We start from the raw sequence: 15,753 nt of genomic DNA on the forward strand, positions 1-15,753 counted from the left end.
CGCGCGCAAACAAATGCGGCGGCGTCGCGTATTCCGGTTCAGGTCGGTCGGTGCGTGAACGTCACGCGAGCGCGCGGGAGCCGATGACTCGGGAGCGGACGAGCGGAAAAGGGCGATTCATGGATTCTCTCAGGTCGGATTTTATTTTTGGCTTCCGCGAGTCTACTTCGATCCGTGCGGATGAATCAATCGCGCGGCTGGCCGGCGTCCGTGGATCTGACAAGACTTATCTCTTTTTCGTCGATTTTCGACGCGGCGCCATTCGGCCGCCGGATTCGATGCTGTTAAAACCGACAGGTTTTCCCGAAAAACGGGTGAGTGGTCCGGCCATGGCCGCGGCCTCGTCCGGCCTTCCGCGTATCTCATAAGTTTTTCTTTCGGCTCGCGCAACATATCGTCGATTGTTGGCGATCGGACGGTAGCGGATAGTCCTGCTTCGACAGGACGGCCGCGGCTTTTTTGCGTGACGCGGCCGGATCTGTTGTTCATGCAACCATCGGAAATAGAAGGAACCGCACTCATGCGATTCAATGCGACACGCGTCGCCGCGACCCTGTTCGTCGCCGCATGCGCGACCGCCACGGCCGGTCGCGCCGCCGCCGTCACGCAGGACGACCTCCACGACACCGTCACGCGCCATATCGCGCCGCTGATGAAGCAGTATGCGATCCCCGGCATGGCGATCGGCATCGTCGCCGACGGCAAACCGCAGGTGTTCGACTACGGCGTGATGTCGAAGCAGACCGGCAAGCCGGTGACCGGCGACACGCTGTTCGAGATCGGCTCGGTCAGCAAGACGCTGACCGCGACGCTCGCCGCGGACGCGCAGGAGGGCGGCGAACTGTCGCTCGCGGACCCGGTGGCCAGATATCTGCCCGAGTTGCAGGGCAAGCCGTTCGGCGTCGTCACGCTGCTTCAGCTCGGCACGCACACGCCCGGCGGGACGCCGCTGCAGGTGCCGGACAGCATCCGCGACGATGCGGGCCTGATCCGCTATCTCGACGCGTGGCGGCCCGAGTATGCGCCGGGCACGCACCGCAAGTATTCGAACGTCGCGATCGGCATGCTCGGCTGGCTCACCGCGAAGGCGATGCACGAGGATTTCGCGACGCTGATGGAGCAGCGGCTCTTTCCCGCGCTCGGGATGACGCACACGTACATCGACGTGCCCGCCGCGCGCATGGCCGACTATGCGCAGGGCTACACGAAGGACGGCAAGCCGGTGCGGATGTCGGAAGGCATGCTGTGGCAGCCGGCGTACGGCGTGCGGACCACGGCGGCCGACCTGCTGCGCTTCGTGCAGGCGAACCTGGGGATGATCCAGACGGCGCCGCGCCTGCAGCGCGCGATCGAACGCACGCACACCGGCTATTTCCGCGCGGGGCCGCTGACGCAGGACTTGATCTGGGAACAGTATCCGTACCCGGTCGCATTGCCGACGCTGCTCGCCGGCAACGCGCCGAAGATGCTGTTCGACGCGGTGCCGGCCAGCGCGATCCAGCCGCCGCTCGCGCCGAACCCCGCGACCTGGATCAACAAGACGGGCTCGACCGGCGGCTTCAGCACGTACGTCGCGTTCGTGCCCGCGAAGCGGATCGGGATCGTGATGCTCGCGAACGGCAACGTGCCGATCGAGGACCGCGTGAAGGTCGCCTACCGGATTCTCGGGTCGATCGGCGACGGGCGGTGACGTCGCCATGCCCGTGTCCGAGCGCTGGAGCCGCTTGGTCGGCGGCGTGTGCGCGCATCGAGCGTCAGGCCCGCTTGCACGCCAACGCCACTCAATGACCGCGATAGATCGAGTCGCGGCCGTTGATCATCATCGCGCGGCCGGATTCGCCGGTCGTGCGGGCTTCGCTGCCGTAACCGGTGTTGTCCGTGGCCGGGGCGGCGTTCGGGGCGGATTGCGCGACGGCGTTTTCACGCACACGCTGTTCGGCGGCGCGGATCGCGGCCGGGTACTGGTTGTGATCCAGCGCCGGGGTGTAGCCGACGGCCGCGAGACGGGCCATCTCGGCCTTCACTTCGGCGCGGGTCAGCGGATGGTCGGCTTGTTGCGCGAACGACAGCGCCGGTGCGGAAAGGATCAGTGCGGCAAGGGTGGAAGAAACGAGCGTTTTCATCGTGGGTACCTGTCTGGTTGAGTGAGCCGCAACCACCGTCGACCACGTCGATGTCGTTGCGAGTGCAGTCAATATAGGTACGCCGGCACCCGGGAAAAACGGCCGCCGCGCCAAATCATTTTTGATCCTGCGTCACGAATCGAACGTCGATTCGGTCGGCAGCCTTGCCGGCCGGGCGTCCTGCGTGAACAGCGCGGCGGGGCGGGTGATCGAAACGGGCATCAAACGGGGTAATCAGACCTCGCGGGACTCAAGTATGTCGAATTCCGTCTTGGACAGACTTAAGCCGTCTCCCTAGACTGAACTCGCTTTCCTTTACTCCCTGGAGAAAATCATGAGTCTCAAAGACAGGCTGCCCGGCAACAAGATCCTCGGTTTCGGTACGGCTCCGCTCGGCAACATGTTCCGCAACATCCCCGACGCGGAAGCCGCGGCCACCGTTGAAGCGGCGTGGCAACACGGCATCCGTTATTTCGATTCGGCCCCGTTCTACGGCGCAGGCCTCGCGGAAATCCGCCTCGGCGACGCGCTGGCGCACCATCCGCGTGACGAATACGTGCTGAGCACGAAGGTCGGCCGCCTGATCCTCGACGAAATCGAAGACGTGTCGGCGCGCGATCTCGGCGAAAAGGGCGGCCTGTTCGAACACGGCCGGCCGAACCGCATCGTCAACGATTACTCGGCCGACGCGACGCTGCGCTCGATCGAAGACAGCCTGAAGCGCCTGCGCACCGACCGCCTCGATATCGTGTGGGTGCACGACATCGCGCAGGATTTCTACGGCGACGAATGGCTCGCGCAATTCGAAGTGGCACGCAAGGGCGCGTTCCGCGTGCTGAGCAAGCTGCGCGAGGAAGGCGTGATCAATGCATGGGGCCTCGGCGTGAACCGCGTCGAGCCGATCGAACTGGTGCTCGACCTTGCCGAACCGCAACCGGACGGCATGCTGCTGGCCGGCCGCTACACGCTGCTCGATCACGAACGCGCGCTGCAGCGCGTGATGCCGGCGGCGGCCGCGCAGAACGTCGGGATCGTCGTCGGCGGCCCGTACAGCTCGGGCGTGCTCGCGGGCGGCACGCACTTCGAATACCAGAAGGCGTCGCCGGAAATCCTCGCGAAGGTCGACCGGATCAAGGCGATCGCCACGCGTTACGACGTGCCGGTCAAGGCCGCCGCGCTGCAGTTCTCGATGTCGCATCCGGCCACCGTCGCGGTGATCCCGGGCGCGAGCCGTCCGGAGCGGATCGCGGAAGACCAGGCGGCGCTGAACGTGGCGATTCCGGCCGACTTCTGGCGCGACATGCGCGAACAAGGTCTGATTGCGGCCAATGCGCCGCTGCCGACCGATCAGTGATCCTGAAAGGTGACGACATGGCGCAGGCCCATGCAGGTATCGAGATCGCGGCGTCGGCCGACACGGTCTGGCAACTGATCGGCGGTTTCGGCGCACTGCCCGACTGGCTGTCGTACATTCCGGCCAGCGAGCTGAGCGAAGGCGGGCGCGTGCGGCGTCTCGCGAACCCGGCAGGCGACGCGATCGTCGAGCGGCTGGTCGCGTTCGACGAAGCGGAACGCAGCTATACGTACGCGATTCTCGACGCACCGTTCCCGGTCGTGAACTATCGCTCCACGCTGCGGGTGCGCGATACCGGCCCGAACGCATCGAAGGTCGAGTGGTCGGGCACGTTCACGCCGCACGGTGCGACCGACGACGAAGCCGTCCGGCTGTTCCGCGGGATTTACGAAGACGGTCTCGCGGAACTCGCGAAGCGTTTCGCGACGGCCTGACGGCGGCACGTCGCATCGTGCGATGGGAGTCAGGCTTTCCGGCTCCCGCCACGCCTTCGCCGCGGTTTCGACCCGCTGCGAAGGCGTTGGCGCACCGGTGGCGCGCGTCGATCGGAAATCGCGCGCCGTACGATGAAGATCAGGGTTGCGAAGCAATCGGCACACTCGCTGCGGGTGCGCAACGCGCCGTGATGCAACGACGCTTCGCGCATTCATGGATTCATTTTCCAGCTGCCGCGACGACCTCCTCGCCGGTCAGGATCTCGCGGAAGATGCCGACCAGCGGCCGCAGGTTGACCTTGTGCCATGCGGCCCACAGCGGCGTGCGGTAGCTGAACCACGGCAGCTCGCGCAGCACGACGCCTTCCGGCACCTGGTGACGCAGGCTTTGCTGGATCATCGTCACGCCGAGCCCCGCGGCGACGAGCCCGAGCGCCGCGAGCGGCTCGGTCGCCTCCACCGAAATGTCCGGCGAAAAACCGGCCTTCGCACAGGCCGCGACGAATGCGCCGTGCCGCGGCGCGCTTTCCTGCTGCGTGACGCCGATCCACGCCTGCGCGGCGAGATCGTCGGCGCTCAGCGTCTTCTTCTTCTTCGCGAGCGGGTGCCCGTCGGGCAGCGCGAGCAGCATCGGATCGTTCAGCACCATCGTCGAATCGAGTTCGGGGTCGTCCGGCGCGGGCGGCTCGGTCACGAGCGCGATGTCGAGGCTGCGTTCGCGCAGGCCTTCGAGCTGTGCGGCGGAGGGATAGTTGTACAGCGCGATATGCACCGACGGGCGCTCGGCGCGCAGCGTTTTCAGCGCACGCGGCAGCACGCCCGAGTGGGTGGCCGTTTCCAGGTAGCCGATGCACAGGCCGCCTTCGTCGCCGCGGCCGAGCCGGCGCGCGAGCGATTCGAGCCGGTTCGCATGGCGCAGGAACGCATGCGCTTCGCTGAGGAACGTGCGCCCGTCACGCGTCAGACGAATGCGCTGCTGGCTGCGTTCGAACAGCGTCAGGCCGAGCTTTTCCTCGAGCTGCGCGATCTGGCGGCTGAGCGGCGACTGCGAGATGTGCAGGCGTTCGGCCGCACGGCCGACGTGCTCCTCTTCCGCGACCGCGATGAAATATTGAAGCTGGCGGATGTCGAGCATGTCAGACCTGATGGGACTCAATATCGATGAATTATGTCCCATCCAGACTTATTCGTGCAACCTGGGCCGGATTCACTTTCCTGCCGCACCAGCAGAAACGCATGCGCCTCGACGACACGCCGCCGGCCATCGCCTCCGTGAATGCCGCGTCGGCACGAAAGTCGGCGAAGACGTCCATCGACGGAGAAAAGCGCGGGATTTTCGCGCATGGCCACGCGAACCGGCTGCGGTGCGACTGCTCGACGTCGCGCTCGCATGAGTCACACGAGCGAAACCAGGCCCGCGCTGTCGTCAATTCCCGTACATGTCGAAGTCGAAATATTTCGCCTGGATCGTGTTGTACGTGCCGTCGCCGCGAATCTGCGCGATGGCGCGATTCAGCGCTTCGCGCAGGTCGGCGTCGGCCTTGCGCACGCCGGCCGCATCGCCGTTGCCCATGATCTTCGCGTCGTACACCACGCCGCCCGCGAACGAGAAGCCCTTGCCGCGCGGTGTCGCCAGGAACCCGAGCTGGCCTTGCACGGCATCCATCAGCACGCCGTCGACGCGCCCGGTGACGAGGTCCGCATACGCCTGGTCGTAGCTCGGATACGGCACGACCTCGACCTTCGCGGGCGCCCACTTCTCACGCGCATAGGTTTCCTGGATCGTTCCCTGTTCGACCGCGACGCGCTTGCCGGCGAGCTTCGCCGCGTCCGGCAGCAGCCCCGACCCGGTGCGCGCGATCAGCCGCGTCTGGTTGCGGTACAGGCGATCGGTGAAGTCGATCTGCTGGCGCCGCTGTTCGGTCGCGGCCATGGACGACAGGATCACGTCGAACTTGCGCGCCTGCAGCCCGGGAATCAGCCCGTCGAAACTGCTCGACACCCACACGCATTTCGCCTTCAGCTTCGCGCACAGCGCGTTGCCGAGATCGATGTCGAAACCCTTCACGCTGCCGTCGGTCGCGGTCGATTCGAACGGCGGATAGGTCGGGTCGACGCCGATGCGGATGGTGGTCCATTCCTTCGCCGACGCCAGCGACGCGAAGGCCATCGCGGCGGCGGACAGGAGAATCGTGAGGCGCGTCTTCATGGTCAGGCTCCGTTCGTGTGGGCAAGCGTGGGCGTGCATGTCAGCTCGGAAATTCGCCGCGCTGAAAATCGTTCGACAGTTCGAGGGCGTCGGCCATCTCGCCGACGGTGACGGGCTTGATCGGCGCGCGGATTCGGTAATGGCCGACGTCGCCGACGCTGCGCTGCTGCACGTCGGCGATCAGCTCGCCGACCGTCGTGCCGCACCAGCGCCCTTGGCACGGGCCCATGCCGCAGCGCGTAAACGCCTTCATCTGGTTCGGCCCCTGGCAGCCGAGCGCCGCGAGTTGGCGGATCTCGCCGGCCGTGACTTCCTCGCAGCGGCACACGATCGTGCCGTCGTCGGGGCGGCGCAGCGCGGCGGGCGGCGTGTACAGCGCGTCGAGCAGCGGGCGCACCGCGAGGTGGCGGCGCAACGCGCGCAGCACCGGGCGCTCGCGTGCGGCCTGTCGTTGCGTGTCGAGCGCGCCGAGTTGCGCGGCGATGTCGAGCGCTGATATTTCGCCGGCGAGTGCCGCCGCCCGCGCGCCGCCGATGCCCGCGCCGTCGCCTGCGATCCACACGTGCGGCATGCTGCTGCGGCCGCGCGCGTCGCACCGCGGCCGCCAGCATGCCGACGAATCGTCCCATTCATGTGCGCAGCCGAGCGAACGCGCGAGCTGCGTCGACGGAATGACGCCCTGATGCAGCAGCACGAGCGACGTGTCGAGGGTTTGCATGACGCCGTCTTCGTCGCGAAAGCGGATGCGTTCGGCGCGGCTTTCGCCGTCGATGCGGACGTCGGTCGCGCCGCGATACACCGGAATCCCGGCGCGGCGCACCGCGCGCAGCATGCGCCAGCCCTTGAGCAGATAGTCGGCGCCGCGCAGGGCCGGCAGCGCATGCGGGAGCGCGCGGCGCCACGCATCGCGCGGCGTCGTATCGACCAGCGCACGCACGCGCCGGCCGACATTCAGCAATTGCGCGGCGAACAGCCACAGCAGCGGGCCGCTGCCCGCGAGCACGGCGTCGGCGGACGGCGCGAGGCCTGACGCTTTCAGCAGCGTCTGCGCGGCGCCGACGCCCATCACGCCGGGCAGCGTCCAGCCGGGTACCGGCCACGGCCGCTCCTGCGCGCCGGTCGCGATCAGCACCGCGCGCGCGCCGATGTCGAGCGTGCCGCGCGCCGGGCCGCCTTGCGTGAGCATCGCGACGGGCGCCGGTTCGAACGCGACCTGCCACACGACGCTGCGCGGCAGGTAATGCGCGCCGCTGGCGAGCAGGCCGTCGACGAGCGGGCGGCCCGCCGTGTAGTCGGCCCCGAGCCATTGCGCGAGCGGCGCCGGCGCATCGGCCACGTTGCGGTAGATCTGGCCGCCGGGTGCGTGGCCTTCGTCCGCGACGACGACCGACAAGCCGGCCGCACGCGCGGCCGTCGCCGCCGCCATGCCGGCCGGCCCGGCGCCGACGATCAGCAGGTCGCACTGGCGGCGCGTCATGCGAGCCTCGCCTTGCCGTGCATCGCGTGCACCTGCATGCCGTCGGCGACGGGCGTCATGCAGCCTTGCACGTTCGGTACGCCGTCGATTTCGACGAGGCAGTCGAAGCACACGCCCATCATGCAGAACGGGCCGCGCGGCGCGCCGCTCACCGCGCTCGTGCGGCACGCGGCCGAGCCGGCGGCGAGCATCGCGGCCGCGACGCTGTAATGCGCGGGGACGTCGTGCGGCGTGCCGTCGATATGGATGCGCACGCGCTCGAGCAGCGCGGCGGCGGGAGTGAGCGGTTCAAACATGCCGGGCTTCCGTGGGCGCGGCGAAGCGCGCGGTGGTAAAGGCGGACAGGTCGGCCGGCGCGGCGCCGCCGGCGATCCACGGCGCGACGAGATCGGCGTGGGTCGCCGCGAGCGTCACGCCGCTGTGGCAGATCGCGATGAACGCGCCGGGGTACGTGGCCGACGCCTCGTAGACGGGCAGGCCATCGGGCGTCATGATGCGCAGCGCACCCCATGCGCGCACGATGCGCGCATGAGCAAGCGCCGGGAACGCAGTGCGGGCGCGGCGTGCGATGTCGACCATCGCGGGGCGTGTCTGGCCGTCGTCGAAGCCGACGTCTTCGGCCGAATCGCCGAGGAGCACCGAGCCTTCCGGCGTCTGCCGGACGACGAGCGTCGGATAGTCGAGAAACGGCGTGAGGCGTTCGGTGACCATGATCTGGCCGCGCAACGGCGAGATCGGTGCGCGCAGGTCGACCATCGGCGCGAGCCGCGCGTTGTCGAGGCCGGCCGCGAGCACCACGCGCCCGGCTTCGAGCTGCGCGTGGCGCGTGTCGATCTCGAAGCGCCCGGCGCGCGGCCGGATGTCGGTGACTTCGCTGCGCGGCAGATAGACACCGCCACACTGCTGAAACGCCTGCAGCATCGCGCGCAGCGTGGTGAGCGGATTCGCGTGACCGTCGTTCGGCGACCACAACGCGCCGGCCAGCGACGGCGATGCCGCGGGAACGCGCCGGCGCAGCGCCGCCGGATCGAGCACCTCGTACGACAGCGCGGCTTCCTGCCGGCGCAGCGATTCGAGCAGGTCGGTCGCGCTGTCGAGTTCCGTGTGCTGCTCGAACAGCTCGATGCCGCCCGGGCGCTCGAACGCGCAGTCCACGCCCGTTTCGCGCTGCAACTGCGCGGCGAACGCATGCCAGCGCTCGGACGATTCGCGCGACCAGCGCGCATACGGCAGGCAGCGGCCGCCCTTGCCCTGCACCCATACGAGCCCGAAATTGCCGCGCGCCGCGCGAAACGCGATGTCGTCGCCGTCGCACACCGCGACGCGCTGACCGAGACGCGCGATGCCCCACGCGATGGCCATGCCGACGAGACCGCCGCCGGCCACGACGACGTCGAAGCGGCGTATGGTCATGCACGGCTCCGGTATCGCGGGTGAGGCGGTTGCATGTTATATCCCATGGCGGCGCGGTTCCTTGCTTACAATACGTTGCGGAACCGATGTTCGGGCAGGCAAAATGGGTTGTCCAATACAGCTTGATCAACGACCCATAATCCAGTGTTATGACCACGCCCTCGCTCAGGATTCGCCAGATCGAAGCGTTTCGCGCGGTGATGCAGCGCCATACCGTCACGCGTGCGGCACGCGATCTCCATATCTCGCAGCCGGCCGTGAGCCGGCTGATCGCCGATCTCGAGGAGCGGGTCGGCTTCGTGCTGTTCGAGCGGCAGCAGGGGCGCTTCACGCCGACCGCGCAGGCGCGTGTGCTGTACGAGGAGGTCGAACGCGCGTTCGTCGGCCTCGATCGCGTCGCGCAGGCCGCCGAGCAGATCCGTGCGATGCGGCGCGGCACGCTGCGCGTGGCCGGCTCGCCGGCCGTCGCGCTCGACCTGCTGCCGCAGCTCGTCACGCGTTTCTCGCACGCGCATCCGGGTGTCGACATCACGTTGCTCGCGCACAGTGCATCCACCGTCGTCGACAAGGTCGCGTCGGGGCAATGCGATGTCGGGCTGATCGCCGAACCCGTTCCGCATCCGGCCGTGCGCGGCGAGCGGCTCGCGGAAAGCGCGATGCGCTGCATCGTGCCGCGCGGGCATCGGCTCGCGCGCAAGCGCGTCGTGCGGCCGGCCGACCTGCGCGACGAAGCGTTCATCTCGTTTCCGCCGAGTTTCGAGGCGCGCAGCGCGATCGATCGCGTATTCGTCGAAGCCGGCGTGTCGCGCGTGCTGTCGATCGAGGCACAACTGTCGCAAACGATCGTCGCGTTCGTCGCGAACGGCGCCGGCGTCGCGCTGATCGATCCGGTGACGGCCGCGTATGCGGGGCATCGCGTGGCCGTCAAGCCGTTCGAGCCGGCCGTGCCCGATCACTTCTATCTGGTGACGTCCGCGTCGCAGCCGCTGTCGATGATCGGCGACGCGTTCTGCGCGGATGTGCGCGACGCGTTCGCGCGGATGCGTGCGCCGCGCGATGCGTAAGCGGGAACAGGGAGGGGAGTCGCTTCGAGCGCGCCGTACGCCGTCGGGCGTGCCGGCGCGTTGCCGTTTCGGCCGGGCTCCCGGCTCAGGCGAGCGCGTCGTCCGTTGCGGGTGTGGCGGATGCACCGGACGCGCACGACCTGGTTGCGCCCGCATCCTTCGCCCCTGCCAGCCGCCGATAACGCGCGAGCGCCCACAGCGGGAAGTACGCGGTATAGCCGTGATACTTCAGATAGAAGATGCGCGGAAAGCCCGGCGCATTGTGCGAGCGGTGCCACCAGAAGCCGTCTTCCTGCTGCACCGACTGCAGATACGCGATGCCGCGCTTCACCGAATCGGATTCGCAGTCGCCGAACGCCATCTGCGCGAGCAGCGCCCACGCGGTGCAGTTCGACGTGCTCTCGTCGCCGTTCGTGCCGGCCAGCTTCGGATCGATGTAGCTGTCGTTCGTCTCGCCCCAGCCGCCGTCCGCGTGCTGCCGCGCGCGCAGCCAGTCGAGCGCGCGGGCGATATAGGGCTGCGACTGGTCCTCGCCGGCGAGCGCGAGGCCGGCCAGCACGCTCCACGTGCCGTAGAGGTAGTTCGTGCCCCAGCGGCCCCACCAGCTGCCGTCGGGCTGTTGCGTGCGCTTCACGTAGTCGATCGCGCGGGCGAGCGACGCGCGGTCGTCGGCGCGCTTCGTCACGCCGAAGCACAGCAGCACGCGGCCCGATACGTCCTCGGTCGGTGGATCGAGCAGCGCGCCGTGATCGGCGAACGGAATCGCGTTCAGATACATGCGGTCGCAGTCCGCGTCGAACGCCGCGAAGCCGCCGTTGCGCGATTGCAGCCCGCGCATCCAGTCGAGCGCGCGTGCGACGCGCGACGCGTACGGGTGCGTGCCGTCCGCGTCGCGATGCGTGCGGCCGCGGCGATCGAGCATCGCGGTGACGAGCGCTGTGTCGTCGATGTCCGGGTAGTACGGGTTCGCATACTGGAATGCCCAGCCGCCCGGTTCGACGTCGGCCGGGGCGTTCTCGATCCAGTCGCCGCGCAGGTCGTTCACCTGGCGCGTGGCCAGCCAGTCGTACGCGCGGGCGATGCGCTCGTCGAGTTCGCGCGGCGCGCCGGAAGCCGTGTCGCCGGTTTCCGGCGCCGCGACACCGCGCGCCTGCTCGAGCGCCATCGTGCTCCACGCGGTGTCCCACACCGGCGACAGGCACGGCTGGCAATACATGCTGCCGTCCGGTCGCGTCACCAGCAGCTTCTCCAGCGCGTTCTCGCAATCGCGCCGCAGCGGATGGTCGTCCGGATAGCCGAGCACCTGCATCATCTGGTAGCTGTACACGATCGGCGGGAAGATGCCGCCGAGCCCATCCTCGCCGTTCATCCGCTCCGCGCACCACGCTTGCGCATGCCGGATCGCGCGCTGCCGCAAGCGCTTCGGCAGCAGCGGCTCGATAGGGCGGACCATGCGATCGAGCGCAAGGAACAACCGGCGCATGCCGCGCGCGGGCGGGAAGTACCGGCGTTCTTCTTCCGGCGGCGTGACGAACAGCTCGCGGATCGACACGTTGCGCGGATTGCGCGCACGCGCCTTCAGCGAGCACAGCACCAGCAGCGGCACCATCGTCGTGCGCGCCCAGTACGCGACCTTGTACATCGAGATCGGCACCCACTTCGGGAACAGCACGAATTCGATCGGCATGAACGGCGCCGCGCGCCACGGCACCTGGCCGAACGTCGCGAGCAGGATGCGCGTGAACACGTTCGAGCGTGCCGCGCCGCCGAGCTTCAGGATCGCGTCGCGCGCGCGGATCATGTGCGGCGCGTGTTCGCTGTCGCCGGCCGCCTTTAGCGCGAAGTACGCCTTCACGCTGCACGACACGTCCGGCGCGCCGTCGACGTACAGATCCCAGGCGCCGTGCGTGTCGAGCCGCTGGTTCGCGCGCAGGTAGCGCGCCATCTTTTCCTGGCGCACGTCGTCGATCCGGTCCATGAAATGCATCATCAGGATGTATTCCGCGGTGATCGTCGCGTCGGATTCGAGTTCGAAACACCAGCTGCCGTCGGGCTGCTGAAGGCGCACAAGTGCGTCGCGTCCACGAGCGATGGCAGCGTCGAGCGCGGACCAGGGAGAGGGGGCCGATTTGTTCATGCGGCGGATCATACCATCCAGATGGAATGTTTATCTCGAGACGCGTGGTGCTACCATCCGCACCATGAAAAAACGCCTCGAACCCGCGCCGCGCGACGTGTCCGCGCCTGCCGAACCCGCTGGAACGCCCGATGCACGGGCCTCCGAAGGATCATCGGCGCCGGCCGCAGCCGTGGCCGGCGTGCGGCGAAAAAAAGCGCCGGATCAAGTGCGCGCGCAATTGCTGGCGGCCGCGTCGGAGATCGCGACGCATCACGGCGTGGCCGCGTTGACGCTCGATGCGGTGGCCGAACGGGCCGGCGTGACGAAAGGCGCGCTGCAATATCACTTCGCGAACAAGCAGGGGCTGCTGGATGCGCTGTTCGGGCAGGCGACCGAACGGTTCGGCGCGCAACTGGCCGCGCGGATGGCGGCCGATTCCAGCGGCGACGGCGCGGCGGCGCGCGCGTATCTGCATGCGGTGCTCGACGCGGCCAATCCGGCCGCGAGTATCGAGGTGCTGCGCGTGCTGGTCGCGTCGATGATCACCGAGCAGGACACGCGTGCGCGCTGGTCGGTGCCGATGCGCGAATGGACACGGCCCGACCCGGTGCCGCTCGAGCAGGCCGCGACGCTGATGATCTGCCGGCTCGCGGCCGACGGCTTGTGGATTTCGGAACTGCTCGACAGCGTCGAGGTATCGGCCGAATTGCGCGCGGAGATCGTTCGGCAGCTCGATGCGATGAGCAGGGGCGTGTTTCCGAAGTGATGCGCCGCCGATCCTATTTCGACGCTGTGCGCATGAACGGCCCGGGAACCCTGCCCGCTTCCTGACGCGCGATCATCCAGCCGGGATAGCAGGGCGGCAACGCGCTCACGGCGTCGAGACGCGCCAGCTCATCGTCGGTCAGGACGACATCGACCGCGCCGAGGTTGTCGTCGAGCTGGTCGATCCGCTTGGCGCCGATGATGACGCTCGTGACCGCCGGCCTGGCGAGCAACCATGCGAGCGCGATCCGTGCGACCGACACGCCATGCGCGCCGGCGATCGCGCGCATTTCCGCCACGCACGGCCACGCCCGATCGAGATCGACCGGCGGAAAATCGAAATGGCCGCGCCGCGACCCCGCTTCGGTCGACGCACCGGGGCCGAACTTGCCCGACAGCAATCCTCCGGCGAGCGGCGACCACACGAGCAGCCCCATCTGCTCGTCGACGGCGAGCGGAACGAGTTCGCGCTCCACGTCGCGCCCGGCGATCGAGTAGTAGGCCTGCAGCGTCTCGAAGCGCGTGGCGTGCAGCGCGGCACTCAGGCCGAGCGCCTTGCCGATCTTGCCCGCGCGCCAGTTCGACACGCCAACGTAACGGATCAGCCCCTGTCGCGTGAGATCGTCGAGTGCGCGTAGCGTTTCCTCGATCGGCGTGACGGGGTCGCTCGCGTGAATCTGGTACAGGTCGATATGGTCGACCTGAAGCCGTTCCAGGCTTCGCTGCACCGAATCCATGATGTGACCGCGCGACGCGCCCTGGTCGTTCGGGCCCGCGCCCATCACGCCGGCCGTCTTCGTCGCCAGCACGATCTCGTGGCGCGGGACGCCGAGGTCGCGCAGCGCTTGCCCGACCACGCGCTCGGCCTGGCCGAACGAGTAAATATCGGCGGTGTCGATGAAGTTGACGCCTGCGTCGAGCGCGCGGGCAATCAGGCGGTTCGCGTCGTCCTGGCCGACCGCGCCGATCGCCGCCCACATGCCGGCATCCGCGTTGCCGCCCATCGTCATCGTGCCGAGACACAGCTCGGACACATAGAGGCCCGTGCGGCCCAATTGCTTGTATTTCATTGGAGTGCCCTTCAGAATCGGCCGGACACAATGCGAGGCGTCGGCCGGTGGCGCCCCGCATGAACGTCGGAATGTTAGTTGGAGCGTGACTGGCCGGCCCGCAACTGCCCGGCAATCGCCGCGACGCGCGCGCCATAGCGGCGGGCCGTTTCGAGATCGCCCGGCGACATCTCTTCGGGCGACGCATCGGCCGGCGTCTGCGCCATCGGCGCGATGTAGGCGCCCATGCGGTTGAGGTCGTCGCGCGTCGACGCTTTCAGGTTGGCCGGCTTGATGTCCATGCTGACCCAGATGCCGCCGTGCTGGCCGGCCAGCAGGAAGAAGTATTCGAGCGTATTGAGCTTGTCGCCGTTGATGCTTGCGCTGTTGGTGAAGCCGCCGAAGATCTTGTTCTGCCATCCGCTCTCGAACCAGACCTTCGACGACGCGTCCGCGAACTTCTTGAACTGCCAGCTCGGGCCGCCCATGTAAGTCGGCGAGCCGAACAGGATCGCGTCGGCGCGGGCCAATGTGTTCCACGCGTCGTCGGCAAGGTTGCCGTCGGCATCGATCGCGACGAGTGCGGCGCCGGCGCCGTCCGCGACGGCGGCGGCCATCCGTTGCGTATGGCCGTAGCCGGAGTGGTAGACGACGGCCGTTTTCACCGGCGGGTTGAGTTGATCCATGAGGGTTTCCTTTTGTTCGGAGTGTCGTTCGGACGACGAGGGAAACCACTTTAGCGAGCCGCGATCGGGTGATAAACGACGACAGATTGAACGTTCTGTTACTTTCCGGATGAACAATGCAGAACCTTGATGCGCTTTTGATTTTTGCCCGTGTCGCCGAAATGGCGAGCTTCACGCGTGCGGCCGAAAGCCTCGGTATTCAGAAGGGACGGGTATCGACGGTCGTCCGCACGCTCGAACGGGACATGGGCGTCGCACTGCTGCATCGGACCACGCGGCGCGTGCAGCTCACCGAAGACGGACGCGCGTTCTATGCGCGCGCAACCGACCTGCTCGCCGAAGTGCAGGAATTGCAGTCGATGTTCTCGGGGCGTGGCGCATCGCTGCGCGGCAGGTTGCGCGTGGACATGCCGACGGAACTCGCGCGCAGTGTCGTGGTGCCGGCGCTGCCGCAACTGATGGCCGCGCATCCGGACCTGGAGCTGGAACTTTCGAGCACCGACCGGCGTGTCGATCTGGTTCGGGAAGGGTTCGACTGCGTGATCCGGCTCGGCCCGATCGCCGACGAGACGCTGGTTGCGCGGCCGCTTGGCAAGCTGCGCATGACGAATGCGGCGAGCCCCGACTATCTGGCGCGGCATGGCGTGCCGCGTACGCTCGCCGATCTGCACAGCCAGCGGCACAAGATGATCCACTACACGTTGACGCTCGGCGCGCGGCATCCCGGCTGGGAATACCCGGACGGCGACGGCTATGCGTGGCTGCCGTTGCCGAGCGCGATGCAGGTCAACAGCGTGCAGACCTATCACGCGGCCGGGCTGGCGGGCATCGGGCTGATCCAGGCCGGCTATTCGGCGCTCGCGCATCACGTCGAAAGCGGCGCGCTCGTGGAGGTGTTGCCCGACTTGCGGCCCGAGCCGCTTGCCGCGTCGCTCGTCGTCGCGCATCGGCGCAATCTTTCGCCGCGCGTGCGGGCTTTCATGGACTGGATCGGGGGCGTGTTGGAGCCGTACCTCGATTAGCGGGGCGGCGGAGCAGGCCCTTCCCAATCCGTGTCGCG

General features: G+C 68.0%; 17 protein-coding genes. 8 read left to right on the plus strand and 9 right to left on the minus strand.

The annotated features are described in order from the left end of the window. Positions 1–119 precede the first annotated feature (119 nt). Both HWX07_RS06015 and ampC read left to right on the plus strand, forming a co-directional pair. Positions 120–368, plus strand: coding sequence for a hypothetical protein (locus tag HWX07_RS06015; protein WP_175875597.1), 249 nt, complete (start codon positions 120–122; stop codon positions 366–368). A gap of 152 nt (positions 369–520) precedes the next feature. Continuing rightward, positions 521–1,690, plus strand: coding sequence for a class C beta-lactamase (ampC, locus tag HWX07_RS06020; protein WP_175875598.1), 1,170 nt, complete (start codon positions 521–523; stop codon positions 1,688–1,690). Positions 1,691–1,781: 91 nt separating this feature from the next. On the opposite strand, the gene HWX07_RS06025 is transcribed toward ampC, so the two are convergent. Beyond that, positions 1,782–2,123, minus strand: a complete 342-nt coding sequence (locus HWX07_RS06025; RefSeq protein ID WP_175875599.1) for a DUF4148 domain-containing protein — start codon at positions 2,121–2,123, stop codon at positions 1,782–1,784. Positions 2,124–2,457: 334 nt separating this feature from the next. On the opposite strand from HWX07_RS06025, the gene HWX07_RS06030 reads away from it, so the two are divergent. Together HWX07_RS06030 and HWX07_RS06035 are read left to right on the plus strand one after the other, a co-directional pair. Continuing rightward, complete coding sequence (locus HWX07_RS06030) at positions 2,458–3,477, plus strand: aldo/keto reductase (RefSeq protein ID WP_175875600.1); 1,020 nt, start codon at positions 2,458–2,460, stop codon at positions 3,475–3,477. 17 nt (positions 3,478–3,494) lie between these two features. Further along, a complete protein-coding gene (locus HWX07_RS06035) occupies positions 3,495–3,911 on the plus strand; it encodes an SRPBCC family protein (protein WP_175876138.1) in 417 nt (138 codons plus the stop codon). Between the two features lie 220 nt (positions 3,912–4,131). Here HWX07_RS06035 and HWX07_RS06040 read toward each other — a convergent pair whose 3' ends face one another. Next, complete coding sequence (locus HWX07_RS06040) at positions 4,132–5,046, minus strand: LysR substrate-binding domain-containing protein (RefSeq protein WP_175875601.1); 915 nt, start codon at positions 5,044–5,046, stop codon at positions 4,132–4,134. On the opposite strand from HWX07_RS06040, the gene HWX07_RS06045 reads away from it, so the two are divergent. Continuing rightward, complete coding sequence (locus tag HWX07_RS06045) at positions 5,045–5,305, plus strand: hypothetical protein (protein WP_175875602.1); 261 nt, start codon at positions 5,045–5,047, stop codon at positions 5,303–5,305. The genes HWX07_RS06040 and HWX07_RS06045 overlap by 2 nt on opposite strands. A 32-nt stretch (positions 5,306–5,337) precedes the next feature. Here the strand turns inward: HWX07_RS06045 and HWX07_RS06050 are convergent, their stop codons facing one another. The 4 genes from HWX07_RS06050 to HWX07_RS06065 are packed head-to-tail and all read right to left on the minus strand — an operon-like array spanning position 5,338 to position 9,010. Continuing rightward, positions 5,338–6,120, minus strand: coding sequence for an ABC transporter substrate-binding protein (locus HWX07_RS06050; RefSeq protein WP_175875603.1), 783 nt, complete (start codon positions 6,118–6,120; stop codon positions 5,338–5,340). Between the two features lie 40 nt (positions 6,121–6,160). Continuing rightward, complete coding sequence (locus tag HWX07_RS06055) at positions 6,161–7,597, minus strand: (2Fe-2S)-binding protein (protein ID WP_175875604.1); 1,437 nt, start codon at positions 7,595–7,597, stop codon at positions 6,161–6,163. Further along, a complete protein-coding gene (locus HWX07_RS06060; protein ID WP_175875605.1) occupies positions 7,594–7,893 on the minus strand; it encodes a (2Fe-2S)-binding protein in 300 nt (99 codons plus the stop codon). Before HWX07_RS06060 ends, HWX07_RS06055 begins: the two co-directional genes overlap by 4 nt. Next, positions 7,886–9,010, minus strand: a complete 1,125-nt coding sequence (locus tag HWX07_RS06065; RefSeq protein ID WP_175875606.1) for an FAD-dependent oxidoreductase — start codon at positions 9,008–9,010, stop codon at positions 7,886–7,888. Before HWX07_RS06065 ends, HWX07_RS06060 begins: the two co-directional genes overlap by 8 nt. A gap of 149 nt (positions 9,011–9,159) precedes the next feature. Here HWX07_RS06065 and HWX07_RS06070 point away from each other — a divergent pair, with 149 nt between their 5' ends. Continuing rightward, positions 9,160–10,074 (plus strand): LysR family transcriptional regulator, encoded by a 915-nt coding sequence (locus HWX07_RS06070; protein ID WP_175875607.1) that lies wholly within the window; start codon positions 9,160–9,162, stop codon positions 10,072–10,074. 85 nt (positions 10,075–10,159) lie between these two features. Here HWX07_RS06070 and shc read toward each other — a convergent pair whose 3' ends face one another. Beyond that, positions 10,160–12,223, minus strand: coding sequence for a squalene--hopene cyclase (shc, locus tag HWX07_RS06075; protein WP_175875608.1), 2,064 nt, complete (start codon positions 12,221–12,223; stop codon positions 10,160–10,162). 52 nt (positions 12,224–12,275) lie between these two features. On the opposite strand from shc, the gene HWX07_RS06080 reads away from it, so the two are divergent. Further along, positions 12,276–12,959, plus strand: a complete 684-nt coding sequence (locus HWX07_RS06080; protein WP_175875609.1) for a TetR/AcrR family transcriptional regulator — start codon at positions 12,276–12,278, stop codon at positions 12,957–12,959. A 13-nt stretch (positions 12,960–12,972) separates the two neighbouring features. On the opposite strand, the gene HWX07_RS06085 is transcribed toward HWX07_RS06080, so the two are convergent. Both HWX07_RS06085 and HWX07_RS06090 read right to left on the minus strand, forming a co-directional pair. After that, positions 12,973–14,028 (minus strand): aldo/keto reductase, encoded by a 1,056-nt coding sequence (locus tag HWX07_RS06085; RefSeq protein ID WP_175875610.1) that lies wholly within the window; start codon positions 14,026–14,028, stop codon positions 12,973–12,975. 74 nt (positions 14,029–14,102) lie between these two features. Beyond that, complete coding sequence (locus HWX07_RS06090; protein WP_175875611.1) at positions 14,103–14,693, minus strand: flavodoxin family protein; 591 nt, start codon at positions 14,691–14,693, stop codon at positions 14,103–14,105. 116 nt (positions 14,694–14,809) lie between these two features. Between HWX07_RS06090 and HWX07_RS06095 the strand changes: the two genes are divergently transcribed. Beyond that, on the plus strand, positions 14,810–15,715 hold the full coding sequence (locus HWX07_RS06095; protein WP_175875612.1) for a LysR family transcriptional regulator: 906 nt from the start codon (positions 14,810–14,812) through the stop codon (positions 15,713–15,715). The last annotated feature ends 38 nt before the right edge of the window (positions 15,716–15,753 follow it).

Source organism: Burkholderia sp. BCC0097 (assembly GCF_902832985.1).
Taxonomy (GTDB): domain Bacteria; phylum Pseudomonadota; class Gammaproteobacteria; order Burkholderiales; family Burkholderiaceae; genus Burkholderia; species Burkholderia orbicola.